Source organism: Micromonospora sp. NPDC049171, from assembly GCF_040648275.1.
Taxonomy (GTDB): Bacteria; Actinomycetota; Actinomycetes; order Mycobacteriales; family Micromonosporaceae; genus Micromonospora.
Genome location: NZ_JBEZDJ010000022.1, coordinates 75,370 through 90,110, shown reverse-complemented (window position 1 = coordinate 90,110; position 14,741 = coordinate 75,370). Strand labels below are relative to the sequence as shown.

13 protein-coding genes are annotated in these 14,741 nt (G+C 73.5%); 4 read left to right on the top strand and 9 right to left on the bottom strand.

All coding sequences use genetic code 11. From position 1 onward, the window contains the following. Positions 1 to 40: 40 nt before the first annotated feature. Positions 41 to 820 (bottom strand): DUF72 domain-containing protein, encoded by a 780-nt coding sequence (locus AB0B14_RS25805; protein WP_357524657.1) that lies wholly within the window; start codon positions 818 to 820, stop codon positions 41 to 43. Between the two features lie 157 nt (positions 821 to 977). Here AB0B14_RS25805 and AB0B14_RS25800 point away from each other — a divergent pair, with 157 nt between their 5' ends. Continuing rightward, positions 978 to 1,283, top strand: a complete 306-nt coding sequence (locus AB0B14_RS25800; protein ID WP_357524655.1) for a hypothetical protein — start codon at positions 978 to 980, stop codon at positions 1,281 to 1,283. Positions 1,284 to 1,292: 9 nt separating this feature from the next. Next, the gene (locus AB0B14_RS25795) at positions 1,293 to 2,567 is read left to right on the top strand and encodes a cupin domain-containing protein (protein ID WP_357524653.1); all 1,275 of its coding nucleotides are present in this window, start codon (positions 1,293 to 1,295) and stop codon (positions 2,565 to 2,567) included. A gap of 1 nt (position 2,568) precedes the next feature. On the opposite strand, the gene AB0B14_RS25790 is transcribed toward AB0B14_RS25795, so the two are convergent. The 7 genes from AB0B14_RS25790 to AB0B14_RS25760 all read right to left on the bottom strand — a co-directional run bounded on the left by AB0B14_RS25790 (position 2,569) and on the right by AB0B14_RS25760 (position 11,177). Continuing rightward, a complete protein-coding gene (locus AB0B14_RS25790; RefSeq protein ID WP_357524651.1) occupies positions 2,569 to 3,084 on the bottom strand; it encodes a trypco2 family protein in 516 nt (171 codons plus the stop codon). Between the two features lie 39 nt (positions 3,085 to 3,123). After that, the gene (locus AB0B14_RS25785; RefSeq protein ID WP_357524649.1) at positions 3,124 to 5,769 is read right to left on the bottom strand and encodes a CHAT domain-containing protein; all 2,646 of its coding nucleotides are present in this window, start codon (positions 5,767 to 5,769) and stop codon (positions 3,124 to 3,126) included. A gap of 87 nt (positions 5,770 to 5,856) precedes the next feature. Next, positions 5,857 to 6,519, bottom strand: a complete 663-nt coding sequence (locus AB0B14_RS25780; protein ID WP_357074166.1) for a hypothetical protein — start codon at positions 6,517 to 6,519, stop codon at positions 5,857 to 5,859. Further along, on the bottom strand, positions 6,516 to 9,191 hold the full coding sequence (locus tag AB0B14_RS25775; RefSeq protein ID WP_357074163.1) for an FtsK/SpoIIIE domain-containing protein: 2,676 nt from the start codon (positions 9,189 to 9,191) through the stop codon (positions 6,516 to 6,518). Before AB0B14_RS25775 ends, AB0B14_RS25780 begins: the two co-directional genes overlap by 4 nt. Continuing rightward, a complete protein-coding gene (locus tag AB0B14_RS25770) occupies positions 9,184 to 10,377 on the bottom strand; it encodes a hypothetical protein (RefSeq protein ID WP_357074160.1) in 1,194 nt (397 codons plus the stop codon). Before AB0B14_RS25770 ends, AB0B14_RS25775 begins: the two co-directional genes overlap by 8 nt. Before the next feature lie 6 nt (positions 10,378 to 10,383). Beyond that, a complete protein-coding gene (locus AB0B14_RS25765; RefSeq protein ID WP_030504016.1) occupies positions 10,384 to 10,644 on the bottom strand; it encodes a hypothetical protein in 261 nt (86 codons plus the stop codon). Positions 10,645 to 10,796: 152 nt separating this feature from the next. Continuing rightward, a complete protein-coding gene (locus AB0B14_RS25760) occupies positions 10,797 to 11,177 on the bottom strand; it encodes a hypothetical protein (RefSeq protein WP_357074157.1) in 381 nt (126 codons plus the stop codon). Positions 11,178 to 11,317: 140 nt separating this feature from the next. Between AB0B14_RS25760 and AB0B14_RS25755 the strand changes: the two genes are divergently transcribed. Next, entirely contained in the window at positions 11,318 to 13,876 is a 2,559-nt protein-coding gene (locus AB0B14_RS25755) for an ATP-dependent Clp protease ATP-binding subunit (RefSeq protein WP_357074153.1), read from the top strand. A gap of 185 nt (positions 13,877 to 14,061) precedes the next feature. After that, positions 14,062 to 14,412: a DUF3140 domain-containing protein gene (locus AB0B14_RS25750; RefSeq protein WP_357074149.1), complete on the top strand. Its 351-nt coding sequence runs from the start codon at positions 14,062 to 14,064 to the stop codon at positions 14,410 to 14,412. 57 nt (positions 14,413 to 14,469) lie between these two features. Here AB0B14_RS25750 and AB0B14_RS25745 read toward each other — a convergent pair whose 3' ends face one another. Beyond that, positions 14,470 to 14,715 (bottom strand): hypothetical protein, encoded by a 246-nt coding sequence (locus AB0B14_RS25745; RefSeq protein WP_357074146.1) that lies wholly within the window; start codon positions 14,713 to 14,715, stop codon positions 14,470 to 14,472. Positions 14,716 to 14,741: the final 26 nt, after the last annotated feature.

Genomic DNA, 14,741 nt, shown 5'->3' with positions numbered 1-14,741 from the left:
ACTGTCGTTGGGCGGGCTCAGTCGCCGTCGTTGGGTGGGCTCAGTCGCCGGAGGTGTCCGCCTCGGCGGCGGTCGGCACCCGGGACACCGGATGCCCCGTCCGACGGGCGAGCGCGGCGAACGCCACGGCGTCCACGATGGCGGCGCCGCCCGGGTCGTTGTTGAAGTACACGTACGCCGGCTCGTCGGCGCCGAACGCGTCGGCCAGCCGGTGCGCCCAGGACCGCAGCGCGGCACGGCCGTACCGGGGCCAGGGGCGGGCCCGGCCCTCGTGCAGCCGCAGGTAGCCGAAGTCGGTGGTGCGCCAGCGCGGGGCCACCGGCCGTCCGAGCCGGTCCGCCCAGACCAGGGCCGCCCGACGCCGTTCCAGCACCGCCCGGGTGGCGTCGGTCCACCAGGACGGGTGCCGAGGCTCCACCGCGACCCGCACCTCGGCGGGAAACAGCCGCAGTGTGGCGTCGAGCGCCTCGACGTCCACCCGCAGGTTCGGTGGCAGCTGCACCAACACCGGGCCGAGCCGGTCACCGAGCGCGGTGGCACGCCCAAGGAACCGCGCCACCGGCTCGGCCGGGTCCCGTAACCGCTTGATGTGGGTGAGATAGCGGCTCATCTTCACCGCGACGCAGAAATCCGCCGGGGTGCGTGCCCGCCAGGCGGCGAAGGTGTCCCGCTCGGGCAGCCGGTAGAAGGCGTTGTTGACCTCCACGGTGGCGAACCCGTCGGCGAAGTGCTCCAGCCACAGCCGCTGTGGCAGCTGCCGCGGATAGAAGCGGCCCCGCCAGTCCCGATACTGCCAGCCGGACGTACCCACCAGGATCACCGTCTCATCCTGACACTCTGCGCCGCCGCCCGCGAACCGCCCGTGTCGCCCCGCTTCGACGTCTACGGTGAGGGTTAGAGAAGATCGCGCGTGGGGTACCACCCGCAGCACGACGGACCCCGGCGTACGGCGGGGCGGCACACCCGAGGGAGTACCGATGGCACTCAACGACGACGACATGCAGACCACGGGCGGCGGCGGCCTGGAAGGCCCGGCCGACGGTGGCGCGACCCCCGGTCACCAGGACGGTGGCGCTGACGGTGGCGCGGAGGGCCCGGCCGACGGTGGCGCGACCCCCGGTCAGCACGACGGTGGCGCTGACGGTGGCGCGGAGGGCCCGGCCGACGGCGGTGCGACCCCCGGTCAGCACGACGGTGGCGCTGACGGTGGCGCGGAAGGTCCCGCCGACGGCGGTGCGACGCCGGGTCAGCAGGACGGTGGCGCCGACGGCAGCGCCCGGTAGCGGCACACCATGACGCACCTCGACCCGCCGGGCGGCCACGGCCGCCCGGCGGTTTCGTCCGCAACCGCCACCGCCGCGCTGGCCCGCTGCGTCTCGGTCGAACCGGCCAAGTTCGCCGCCGCGCACTGGGGCCACACCCCGCTACTGTCCCGCGCCGCCGAGCTGCCCGACCCGGCCGGCTTCACCGACCTGCTCAGCCCCGCCGACGCCGACGAGTTGCTGAGCCGGCGTGGTCTGCGTACCCCGTTCCTGCGGATCGCCAAGGACGGCCAGTTGGTGCCCGCGGCGCGCTGGACCGGCGGCGGTGGTGCCGGCGCCGAGATCGGCGACCAGGTGCTCGACGAGCGAGTCCTGGAGCAGTACGCCTCCGGCGCCACACTGGTGTTGCAGGGTCTGCACCGGATCTGGCCACCCCTCGTCGACTTCGCCCGTGACCTGGGCCTCGCGCTCAACCAGCCGCTACAGATCAACGCCTACCTCACCCCGGCCGGCAGCCAGGGCTTCGCCACCCACTACGACACGCACGACGTGTTCGTCCTGCAGGTCGACGGCCGCAAACACTGGCGGATCCACCCGCCGGTGCTGCCCGACCCGCTGGAGAAGCAGCAGTGGGGTGGCCGTGCCGACGAGGTCGGCGCGACCGCGCAGGGCCCCGCCGCGCTGGACGTGGTGCTCGCCCCCGGCGACGCCCTCTACCTCCCCCGGGGCTGGCTGCACAGCGCGCAGGCGCAGGACGCCAGCTCGCTGCACCTGACCGTGGGCATCCGGGCGCTCACCCGCTACGCCCTGGTCGAGGAGTTGCTGGCGCTGGCAGCCGAGGACCAGCGGCTGCGGGCCACCCTGCCGTTCGGCACCGACGTCGCCGACCCGGACGCCATCGAGCCGGAGCTGACCGAGACGGTGGAGGCGCTGCGCGACTGGCTGCTGCGCGCCGACCCGGGCGCGGTCGCCGCGCGGCTGCGCCAACGAGCCTGGCCGGCTGCCCGCCCGGCGCCCATCCGACCACTCGCTCAGGCCGACGCGTTGGCCGCACTGGACGCCGACACACGGGTCACCCTGCGGCCGGGCCTGCGCTGGCAGTTGGTGCCGCACGGGCCGGACACGGTGGCGTTGCGGTTGTTCGACCGCACCATCACCCTGCCCGTCGACTGCGAGGCGGCCGCTCGTGTCCTGCTCAGCGGCGCGGTCACCCGGGTCGGTGACCTGCCCGGGTTGCCCGACGACGCCGACCGGGTCACCCTGACCCGGCGACTGCTTCGTGAGGCCGTCCTGGTCCCGGCCTGAGCTACCCGGCGGTGGCCGCGACCAGCTCGATCCGGAGCGTGTGCGTGATCTCGTCGGTCAGCTCGCCCTCCGCGCCGACCGAGATCGTGCCCTGGTCGGTGACGCCGAAGACGAGTTCCACAGTGCCGGCCTTCAGCACCAGCGGGTCGTCACCGCCGCTGCCGGCGGCGACCACCGCGCGGATCGTGGTGATCGCGTCCACGAGGGTCGCCGCGACGGCGCTGTGCCGCAGCTCGTGCCGGTCCTGGAGATCCTCGGCGACGAGCGTGATGTCGATCGTGTGGGTCTTCTGGTGGGATCGGCTGCCGGCCACCTTGACCTTCCAGCCGATCACCGGGACCCGGAAGTCCACGCCACCGCCGCCCTTCGTGGTGACGACCGCGCTCAGGATGAGCTGAACGGAGGCGACCCGCAGGTCCCGGCCCTCGTCGGTCGTGGAGATGCCGGCCTGCTCCACCGCGTACTTCACCGCCGACACCAGTTCCTCGACCGGCACGCTGTAGTCGGTCACCTCCATGCCGCGCCACCCTTTCCGTACGAGTTAGTTGTCGACAGGTCAGACGGCGGCGGTGGCGAACGGGTCGCCGTACACCGTGTAGGCCAGCCAGGTCGGGTCGAGCGGGTCGTCCTGCTGCTCGACGCGTGCGGCGAGGGCCGCCGCGCCGAGCGTGGCGCCGTCGGCGAGGGAGCGGTAGAACGCGGTCGCGAAGCGCGCCGAGCTGTCCGAGCGCACCGCCCAGAGCGTGCCGACGAAAGCCCCCGCCCCGGACGACATGAACTGCTGCGCCCAGCCGAGCATCGTGGTGTACGTCGGGGCCACGCCCGCGCTCCGGCACGCGTTGATGAACACGAGAGGGCCGGTCTCCGCCAGCAGTTTCCGGATGCTGGCCTCGGCGAGCAGGGTCGGTTTGAACCGGCCGCCGTCCATGTCGATGAACGAGCCGTCCGCCGAGAAGGTGTTGTGGCAGGCGAAGTGGGTCGCCCCCAACGCCCCCGAATTGATCAGGGCGAGGAGGTCGTCGGCCCTGGTGATGGGCTCGCTGTCGGCCGCGCCGAGGATCGCGCGGATGGCGGCGATCTCCTCGTGCGCGCCGGTTGGGGCCTTCGTCGGCACCACGAACCGCGGGTTGCGCAGGCCGACCGTCGCGTTCCGGTGCTGCCCGTAGGTGCGGCGGACCACGGGGACCTGCTCGACGAGGAAACCGGCATCACGCTGGGCGCTGAGCGGATAGAGCAGCTCCCACGGGACCACGTCGTGGTCGGTGGCGATCGTGAAGGCGCTCATGTCGCCGCCGACCTGCCAGAACTGGTCCCGCACGTCGGCCGGCACCAGCTCCGACCACAGCTGGATCCCCGCCGACCTGATGACCTCGCGGGCCATCGTCGCGCTGTAGCGGGAACCACCCCCGGCCAACTGCTGCAACTCCCGGATGGCGTGCTCCACCGCCGCGTTCGGCGTGTTCGTGACCGACTCGACGACCGGGGCGAACAGCGCCGCGTCGGACCGCAACTGGAAGGTGTATTGGCTGCCGTCGAACCGGACCTCCATGGTGACCTCGCCGGGCCGTGCCCGCGGGGCACCCATCGGCGCCGTCTTCGGCTGGCCGTCGCGGAACGGCCCACCGTCGGCGACGGAGACCTCGACGGAGACCTCGGTGAGGAACGTGCCGCCGGCCCAGGCCGTCACGTCGATGCGATGCAGACCCGGGGTACGCGCCCCGAAACCGAACCGGATCGGATCCGGATCGTCGTCGGGTGTGACCAGCACGGTCTGCTGGAGCGGGCCCTCGGAGTGCAGGCCGGCGGGCGCGTGGACGGTCACGGTGACCGGTGTGCCGGCGTCGGCGACGAAGAAGTGCCGCATCGGTGCCGTCACGGCGTCCGGATGGACGGATCGTCCCTCGGTGACGAGCCGAACCTCCACGCTCAGATCCTGCCCCGCCGGGACCTGGGTGGGCGCGCGCGCCACCAACAGCCGCTCCGGCGCCGGGGTGACGCCCGGAAATGACGAGGTCGGCGGTCCGGTGAACGTTGGTATCGCACGGTCCTCGCTGACGTAGGCCTCGTCGATGAGCATGGGGGGGACAGGGTTGCCCCTTGCGAGCACATCGAGGTAGAACTGCGGATCGGCGGACGTGACAGTGTCTGCCTCCTCCCGGAAATGGGCCCTCCGGGCCCGCTCCGGCCGCAACTCCGCTTGCTCGCGCCTGTCGTCCTGCGCCCGCTTCACCTCGCGCTCCCGCACATAGCGACCGACTCGTTCGTCGAGGGACAGCCGCACGCTTCTCAGGTCGAGGGTGATGCCGTCGAGAGCGGACGGGTCGTGACCGAGCCGTCGGCGGATGGCGGCCTCGGCTCGGATCACGTCGTCGACGCCGTACCGCGACGTGATCGGCCGGCAGGTGTCCAGCAGGAACTCGCGGACCAGTACCGCGGCGTCCGTGATCGCGCGTCGGACGATCCGCGCCGGGTCGGTCACCCGGAAACCGACGGCGATCGACGCCTCGAAGTGGTACGCGCCGCCCTCGGAGGGCAGCCGGAGGTCGACGACGACCGAGTGGGCGCGGGTGTCCACCTCGTAGCGCATCGCGTACCGGGCTACCAACCCCGGGTGCCGCCACGCCATCGGCCGGCCACCGTCGGCGACCTCCAGATCACCCTGACGGGTCGAGTAGACGATCGCCGCCGACGGCCCGTGGCTGGGGGGCGGCATGAACAATCGCACCGGCTCCACGCTGAGGATCAGGGGGATCGCTGGCCCGGCCGGTGCGGCCTCCGGGGCGAAACTCGTCGCCAGGTCGTCGACCAGGTAGGCGATGTCCGCCGGAGCGCTGGTCCTGTGGACCCGCCGGTAGTGCTGCTGGCCAAGCGGTCTGAGCGCCTCGGGCAGGCGCGTCCCACGTTGCAGTTCGGCGTTGTTCACCAGCACCGGAATGACCGGAACCTGCTGGGTGAGGGCGGCTACGACCGTCCGTCGCCTGATGCCCGGTAAGACTGCCGACTCGCCGGGCAAGCGAGGTTCGATCACGACGATGAGTGCCGCCGAGTCTGACAGGCGCCGAAGCTTGGCAGGGGTCAGAACCGCGCCGGGATCGTCGCGAACGACGCCGTCGCTGCCGAATCGGGCGGTCAGCGCGCCGTCGAGCAGGCGCGCGACGGTGTTGTCCCCGGCGGCGCGGTAACTGAGGTGGAAGCTGACCATTTGACGTACCGTATCGAAGATCGCGCGCTGATCTTCGCCGCACCGGCCGTCGGCTTCTCGACAACCCCTTGTGGACGCCCCGAGCGGTCAGCGGCCGAGCGCCAGCAGCAGCGCGGTGGTCAGCAGGCCCGCGCCGAGGACCACGGTGATCGGCCGGGGGCCGAGCACCGCGTGTCTCCGGTCGGCCAGCACCCGGGCCGGTGCCAGCCCGACGAGCGGCCCGAGCAGGGTCACCACCAGCGCCAACACCGGCATCCCGACCGCCAGGTCGCCGCCGTACCCGACGCCCAGCGCCCGTGCCCCGGCCCCCAGCGCGTACGCGAGCACCGCGCCGGCCACCCCGCAGAGCGCCAGCAGGGGGTTGACGGAGCCCGGCAGCTCACCCGGCTGCCCGGCCCGGTCGAGCAGGTCCCGGGCGCGGGTGAGCAGCAGCACCGCGTCGGTGGCCTCGCCGCCGTTGGCGGGAGCGGGCGGGCCGCCGAGGCGACGGGCACCGAGGCGGGTCCGCACCTGCTGCCACAGGTGTGCCACCTCGGCGTCGACCCGTTCCTGCTGCTCGCGCGCCTCGACGAGCTCCACCTCGGCGTCCTGGACCTGCTCGGCGGCGTCGGCGACGGCCTGTTCGGCGGCGGCGCACTGCCGCTCGTACCAGGTGTGCGCCTCGGCACGCTGCTCCTGCACCCGTGCGGTCAGCTCGGCCAGTCGCCGCAACTGCGCCGCGTACGTCTCACTGGCCACTGGTTCGTTCACCGCGACGGTCCATAGGGGATGATCACCTGGCCGGTGCGGTGGACCGCCCGGTCGAAGAAGAGCCCTCGCCAGGGGCGGGGATACCAGTCGGGGCCGCCGGTGCCCGGGTAGAGCGACGAACCCAGCTCGCCACCGTGCGCGTCCAGCGCCACCCAGGCCCCGATCTGGTCGGTGCGGGCGGCCGGCCCGCCGAGGTCGGCGCGCATCCGGGCCACCCCACGCCACCAGGCCAGCACGTGCGTGCGCCGTTCCGGCCCGTCGTGCAGGATCCGGCGTAGGTGTTCCAGGCCGGTGCGTCGGCCCGCGCGGGCGGCCAGTGTGCCGGCCGCCGCGTCGACCGCGAACAGCAGCAGGTAGTGCGGACTGCCCGGCCCGGTCAGCCCGTCGGCCGTCTCGGCCATCAGCTCGCCCACGGTCTCCTCGTCGTACCAGGCGGCGTCGTCGGCCAGGTCGTCGTAGAGGGCACGGGCCATCGGGTCGGCGTCCGCGTCGAGGCAGGCGATGGAGAACCGGGCGGTGCCCGGCGGGTGTTGGCGGGCCAGCGACCGGGCCGCCGCGTCGAGCACCGCGCACGCCTCGTCTACCCGGGTGCCCAGCACCGCGAGGTTGCGCCCCGGTGCGCGCGGCAGCCGCAGCGCCGCCGAACGGGACTGCACGTCGATGATCTCGCCGAGCAGGGCCACCGGGCTGCGCGGCACGCTCCCGTCCGGGGGTGCGGTGAGCGCCCGGAAGTCCGGCGCGTCGGCCAGCCGGGGGATCGCGTCGCCGTCAAAGAGTCGGGCCGGCGCCGCGTCGGGCGGGCGCATCCGCCACAGCCGGTGCTGCAACCCGCTCCACGTCTCCCAGTCGCTGGCCGACGGGATCCGGGCGACCTCGTTGCCCTCCACCATGCCCGACTCGGCGTTGACCACCGCGTGCCAGCGGGGCAGCGACTGCGCCGCGTCGTTGCGCTCGGCGAGGATCCGCAGCGCCTTGGGCAATGCGATGCGCAGCGTGAACTGGGCGACCAACGCCGGGCGGCCCCACAGCGCCTCGATGCCCCGCACGTCCTGCGAGGCGAGCACCAGGTGGATGCCCTGCGACCGGCCGCGCCGGGCCAGGTCCTCCAGCAGGTCGGCCGCCTCCCGGGCGACCACGTCCCGACCGGCCAGCAGCATCTGGAACTCGTCGACCACCGCGACGATCCGTGGCCAGTGCCCGTTCGGGTCGACGGCCCGCAGCTCGGCCAGCTTGGTCACCTCGTGCTTCTTGGCCGCGTCGGCCCGCCGGCGCAGCTCCTCGGCGAGGAACCGCAGCAGCGCCAACCCGAACTCCCGGTCGGTGTTGACGTTGATGCCGACCAGGCGCATGTGCGGTAGCCAGCTCGGGTCGCGCCGGCCCTGCGCGAACCGCGCGAAGGACACCCCCTCCTTGAAGTCCAGCAGGTAGAACTCCAGCTCGGCGGGGGAGTAGCGGGACGCGAGGGCGCCGATCCACGCGAAGATCAGGTTGGTCTTGCCGGTGCCGGACGGCCCGCCGATCAGCGCGTGCGGCGGGTAGTCACCCAATGTCAGCCGCACCGGCCGGCCCTGCGGCCCCTCACCGATCGGGGCGGTCAACCCGTCGGCGGAGTCCTCCCGCCACATCAGCTCGGGCGGGGGCAGCAGGTCGGCGAACGGGGTCGGTGGTGGGCCCGCGTTGACCTGTGCGGCGATCTCCCGGCAGGTCTCGGTGACGAGCGTCGCCGGTGGCGGCGGGTCCAGCCGGATCGGCAGCCCGGCCGACCCGCCGATGCGCGCACCGGAGGCACCGGCCACCACCCGGGTGACCGTCGGATCGTCCGGCACCGGCACACCGTGCACCACCAGGTGCACCCCGCACGCCGGGCCGGCCCGTACGACCCGGTCCAGCTGGCCGCGCTCGTGCCGGTTCAGCTCGTCACCGCCGAGTAGCACCGCCACCCGCCACGGTTCGGGTCGTCGGCCGGTCGCCGCGGCCAGTTCCCGCAGCGAGGCGTACTCGCCGGCGAGGACCGTCTCGTTGATCCGGCGGATCTGCTCCACCAGGTCGTCCAGCAGTGGACCCAGCCCGCCGGGGCCGACGAAGGTGAGCAGCCCCGCCGTGCCCAGCGGTGCGAACCCGGCCAGGCCCCCACCGAGTTGCTCCGGGTCGTACCCGGTCAGCCGGACCGCGCCGGGGGTGGCGCGGCCGGCGGCCCGCAGCAGCAACGCGGACACCACCGCGTCGCAGCCGGCCCGGTCGTTTCCGGAGAGGTGCACGTGGCCGGCGTCGAGGAGCGGCACCAGCGCGGGCACCGGGTCGACGCCGTCGATCCGGACCGTGCCGACCCGCAGCGCGCCGGGCGGCTCCGCCCGCCGGGTCGGCGTCGGTGCCCACCCCGCCCAGTCGGCCCCCGCGCAGCCGGGCGCCTCCTGGCGGGCGGCGTCGGCGGCGCGCCGGGCCAGCTCGGCGATCCGGGCGGAGTAGCGGGCGTCGATGTCGGCGATGCGGCGGTCCCGTTGGGCGCCCACCCGTTCCGGTACGACGGCCGCCGCCCGCTGGACCCGGGCCAACCGTTCCCGCCCGGCGGTCAGCTCCGCCTGCGCGGCGGACAGCCGGGTACGGGTGGCACCCAACGCCTCGGCCAGGGTGTCCCGGACGCGCCTGGCCAGCTGACCGCGCCGATCAGCCATCGGAGCCCCGACGGGTCGGCGCGTCGCGCCACGGGCTGCCCGAGCGCGGCGCCAGGCCACCGGGACGCGGCGGCAGCCCGTCGGGACGCGGCGGCAGCTCATCGGGGCGCGGCGGCAGCTCCTCCGAGCGCGGCGGCAGACCACCGGAGCGTTGCCCACCGGCAGCGCCCGGTCGTTGCGCCGCACCGCCGGCACGCGAACCCACGCCTCCCGCCCGCCCAGCCCCGCCCGACTGCCCGGTACCCGCCGGTCGAGCGGCCCGCGCCGGTTGCTGCGCCCCGCCTCGTTGCTCCGCCCCGCCTGGTCGTTCTCCGGCGCCCGGTTGCCCCGCGCCCGCCGGCTCTTTCGGGCCCGAGGGGAGGTCCCGGCCGAGGCGGGCGAGCAGCAGCCCGGTCGCCACGCCGGCGGTCACCGCGGAGTCGGCGGCGTGCGTCGGCTCCCCGGAGGCGCGTGGCGGCGGCATCCGGCACACCCGGGTCAGCAGCGTCTCCAGCACCGGCGGCGGCAGCCCGGGCAGCAGGTCGCGTACGCGCCCGTCCAACTCGCCACGCAGCCGAGGGAGGTCGGCGGCGCGGGGCGGGTGCCCCAGCAGCTCACCGGCGAGCTCGCGCAGCAGTGGTGGCGCCAGCGCCGCCATGCCCAGCCCCACGTCGGCCGGGGCCCGCCGCAGCTCCTTGCGCAGCCGGTCCCGGTCGCCGGAGCGGACACCACCCACCACCCGGCGCAGCAACTCCTGGGAGTCGCCCACCCGCTCGTCGGGTTCGTCGTCGGAGCCCTCGCGCCCGCCGGTCAGCTCCGCCACCCGCACCGACCACCAGCGGCGCATCCGAACCTGCTCGGTCGACTCCGGCGCGACCGCGGTGGGCCCGGCCGCCGGTGGGGTGTCGTGTCGGGGAGCGCGTTGCTCAGGGCGGGGCGCCGGGGACCCGTCCGCGCCGAGCCCGATCGCCGCCAGGTACGCCGAGAGCTGTTCCTGGGCGACGCGCAGCGCGTAGCCGGCGCTCTCGGCATGTTCGGTGGCGGCGGACAACTCCGGCACCCCCATCGGGTTGGCCGACTCCTGGCGGACCCAGCGCAGACGCTCCGCCGCGAGGCCGAACTTCTCCAGCGCCTGCCCGAGCAGCGCGACCGGGAACTCCTCGCTGGCGGCGCGGACCTGCCCACCCACGTCCTCGATGATGGACACGACGGCCTACAGGGTCGCGACGTAGAGCTGCGCCTGCTCGACCGCGACAAGTGTCGCGGCGAGACACTCCTCCAGCTCCTGGCTGGCCTGCGTCAGCGACGCCTGGGCCGCCTCCACGGTCTCGTGCCCGCTGCCCTCCAGCGCACCGGCGAGGGTCTGCTGCGCCTCGGCCAGTTTCTCGCCGGCGGCCTGCACGGCTGTCTGCCCGTCACCGATCTGTTGGAGGGCGACATCGATGGCAGCCTTCAGCTCGGCGACGCTCGCCACGGCGGAACCTCCTGGGGGCGGGGAGATCTCCATTAGAGCCTATCGGCCGCGCCGAAAGAACATCCGCCCTGTCGGTGTTCCTGCCCACCTGTCCGGTAGGGGCCCTGAAGTGCCGGGAGTCCGTTCTGTGGGACTCCCGGTGCGAGAACTTCTCAATTATCGCGCAGCCAGCGGGGCCCGTACACCTCCGCGCCCAGGGCGGTGACCCGCTCGCGCAGCTCCCGGTCCGCGGTGACCACCAGCCGGCGCCGCCGCGGGGCGCCCGCGACCAGGTCGACCACGCTGTCGTCGCCGGAACCCGGTGCGGAGACCACCCGGACGCCGTCGGTGCCCGGCACGTCCCGCGCGGCCCCCTCGACCACGAGCACCACCTCCACCGGGGCGGGCAGTCGTTCCGGCAGCCCGATGGTCGCCACCGGGGCGAGCGAGTCGCGCAGACGGGCCGCCGCCCCGGCACGGTCACGCCACCACCCGTTCGGGCGGGAGCCCACCACGTTGGCGCCATCCACGATCAGCAGCGGGGTCTCATCCATCCCGTCAGCCTGCCACCAACGGCCGGCCCCAGCCCGACGCCACTCCCGGAATGCCGGTGCTCCGCCTCCCGCGGCGTTTGTCGGGGCGCGCGCCGGGTAGCCCCTGCCGACCGTGCCGCGCCCTACTGCGGAGGACAGACATGATGGGACCCGGTGACACCGGCTCCGACCCGTGGGACGAATTCCTGGCCAGATACTTCGGTCGGGGCGAGGGAGGACGCCGACCGCCGCACCGGGTCGACATCACCCGACTGATGACCGCCGACGCCCGGGAGATGCTGGCCGACGCGGCCCGGCGGGCCGCGCAACGCCACAGCAGCGACCTGGACACCGACCACCTGCTCTGGGCGGCGCTGCAACGCGAACAGCTCCGTGACCTGGTACGCCGGGCCGGAGCCGACCCGGACACCCTGCTCAACGCCCTCGGCGGGAAGGGCGACGGCGCACCGCGCGGCGAGGTGCCGCCCAACCTGTCGTTGACCCCGGCCGCCAAGCGGGCGCTGCTCGACGCCCACCAGCTGTCCCGGGCGATGGGCGCCAACTACATCGGCCCCGAGCACATCCTGATGGCGTTGCCGCTCAACCCGGAGTCGCCGGCCGGTCGGATGCTGGCCGCCGGTCGGATCCAACCCGAGTCGTTGCAGGCCGCCAACGCCGAGCGCGGGCCGATGACCGGGCCCAAGCCGGATCGCGGCACGCCCACCCTGGACCAGTACGGCCAGGACCTCACCGAGTTGGCGCGGATGGACCAGATCGACCCGGTGATCGGGCGGGCCGACGAGATCGAGCAGGCCGTGGAGATCCTGTCCCGGCGTACCAAGAACAACCCGGTGCTGATCGGCGAGGCCGGCGTCGGCAAGACCGCCATCGTCGAGGGGTTGGCCGAACGGATCTGCGACGGCGACGTGCCGCAGACCCTGCTCGGCAAACGGGTCGTCCAACTCGACCTGGCCGGCCTGGTCGCCGGTACCCGCTACCGGGGCGACTTCGAGGAACGGCTGAAGAAGGTGATCGACGAGATCCGGGCGCACCGGGACGAGCTGATCATCTTCATGGACGAGATCCACACCCTGGTCGGGGCGGGTGGCGCCGGCAGTGAGGGCGGAATGGACGCGTCCAACATGCTCAAACCCGCCCTCGCTCGCGGCGAGCTGCGGGTGATCGGCGCGACGACGCTCGACGAGTACCGCAAGAGCATCGAGAAGGACGCCGCGCTGGCCCGGCGATTCCAACCGGTGCTGGTGCCCGAGCCCAGCGTCGACGACACCATCGCCATCCTGCGCGGGCTGCGCGACAGGTACGAGGCCCACCACCAGGTGCGCTTCACCGACGAGGCGTTGGTCGCCGCCGCCGAACTGTCCGACCGGTACGTCACCGACCGGTTCCTGCCGGACAAGGCCATCGACCTCATCGACCAGGCCGGCGCGCGGGTGCGGTTGCGGACCCGCACGCCCGCCGCGGACGTGCGGGAGTTGGAGCAGGAGCTCGACGAGGTACGCCGGGACAAGGAACAGGCCGTCACCGACGAGCAGTACGAGCGCGCGTCCGCCCTGCGCGACCGGATCTCCGAGCTGGAGGAGAACGTCCGCCGCGCGAACGGCGAGGACGGCTCGTCCGGATCCCAGGTGCCGGAGGTGGGCCCACAGGAGATCGCCGAGGTGGTCTCCCGGTCCACCGGCATTCCGGTCAGCCAGCTCACCGAGGAGGAACGGGACCGGCTGCTGCGCCTGGAGGGGCAACTGCACCAGAAGGTGGTCGGCCAGGACGACGCGGTCTCCGCGGTCGCCGAGGCCGTCCGTCGCTCCCGGGCCGGACTGGCCGACCCGGAGCGGCCGATGGGCAGTTTCCTGTTCCTCGGCCCAACCGGCGTCGGCAAGACCGAGTTGGCCCGTGCCCTGGCCGAGGCGCTGTTCGGCGAGGCGGACCGGATGGTCCGGGTGGACATGAGCGAGTTCCAGGAACGGCACACGGTCAGCCGGCTGGTCGGCGCCCCGCCCGGGTACGTCGGCTACGAGGAGGCCGGCCAGCTCACCGAGGCGGTGCGTCGCCGCCCGTACGCGGTGGTGCTGCTCGACGAGATCGAGAAGGCCCACCCGGACGTGTTCAACATCCTGCTCCAGGTGCTCGACGACGGGCGGTTGACCGACAGCCAGGGCCGCACGGTGAACTTCAAGAACACCGTACTGATCATGACGAGCAACCTCGGCTCGGAGCTGATCACCGGCGCCCAGCGCTCGGTCGGCTTCGGCAGCGGTGCCGTGGGCAGCGAGCAGGAGAACGACGAACTGCGTGAACGGTTGATGCGCCGGCTACAGGAGAACTTCCGCCCGGAGTTCCTCAACCGCATCGACGAGGTCATCATCTTCCGCCGGCTGGAGGCCGAGCAGTTGCGCGACATCACCGCGCTGCTGCTGGAGGACACCCGCCGCCGCATGCACGCCCAGGACCTGCAGGTGGAGTTCACCACCGCCGGCATCGACTGGCTCGCCGAGCACGGCTACCAACCGGAGTTCGGTGCCCGTCCGCTGCGTCGGGTCATCCAGCGGGAGGTGGACAACCACCTGTCCCGCATGCTGCTGGAATCGGCGATCTCACCGGGACAGAAGGTCACCGTGGACGTCCGCGACGGCGCGCTCACCTTCGACGTGACCGCGGGTGAGCGGGGGTACACCGCCGCCACCACGACGCACCCGCGATGAGCGGGCCGGCGCGACGAGGGGAAACCGAGGACCCGCACGAGCCCGCGGGACACCGGGACGAGGACGACCACCCCGACCCGATCCTGGCGCCGCCCACCGCGAACCCCCGCCGGACGCGGGTGCCCGCGGAGGGCCTGCATCCGAAGACCGACCAGGACGAACCACCGCCTGCGAGAGGAGACCCGATGGTACGCGAAGCGCGGCTCGACCCCGAGGTGGAAGTGCTCTGGGAAGACTTCCACGCCGAGGTCAACGTCCCGTCGGAGCAGCTGCGGACGTGGTTGCTGACCCGCGGCTCCGGGGAGGAGTCGTTCGGCCCGAACCCGACCCTCGACCTGCCCCAGCCGGGCCGGGAGATCCTCAAGGTGCTGAACAAGCGCAAGGTCGACCTCACCCCGGAGGACATCGAGGTGATGCGGGAGGCGGTCGAACGGATCCGCGAGCTGATGGACGCCAAACCGTCGCGCGGCAACGCCGACGACACCTGGCGGCACTCGCTGCTCGACCTGGGGCACGACCCGCTCGTCGAACGCTGATCGAGCCCACGTACGACGGTGCCGTCCCCCGCGCGGGGGACGGCACCGTCGCGCCGGCTACTGACCCTGGTCCGGTTCCAGGCTGGCGATGGTCAGCCCCGCCGCGTCGGCGGCGGCGTCCCGTTCGGAGCGGGTCTGGTCCTCCCGGGTGAGCAGGTTGGCGTACTCGGTGACGGCCGCCGGGTCGGGCACCTCCGGCAGGCGGCGCAGGAACGCCTCCACCGCACGGGTGGCGGCGGTGTGCGCGGCAGCCGCCTCGCGGAGCAGTTCGCGGTCGTCGGCGGGCGGGTAGAGGTCGGTCATGTCCGCCAGATACCCGGCCCACGGCG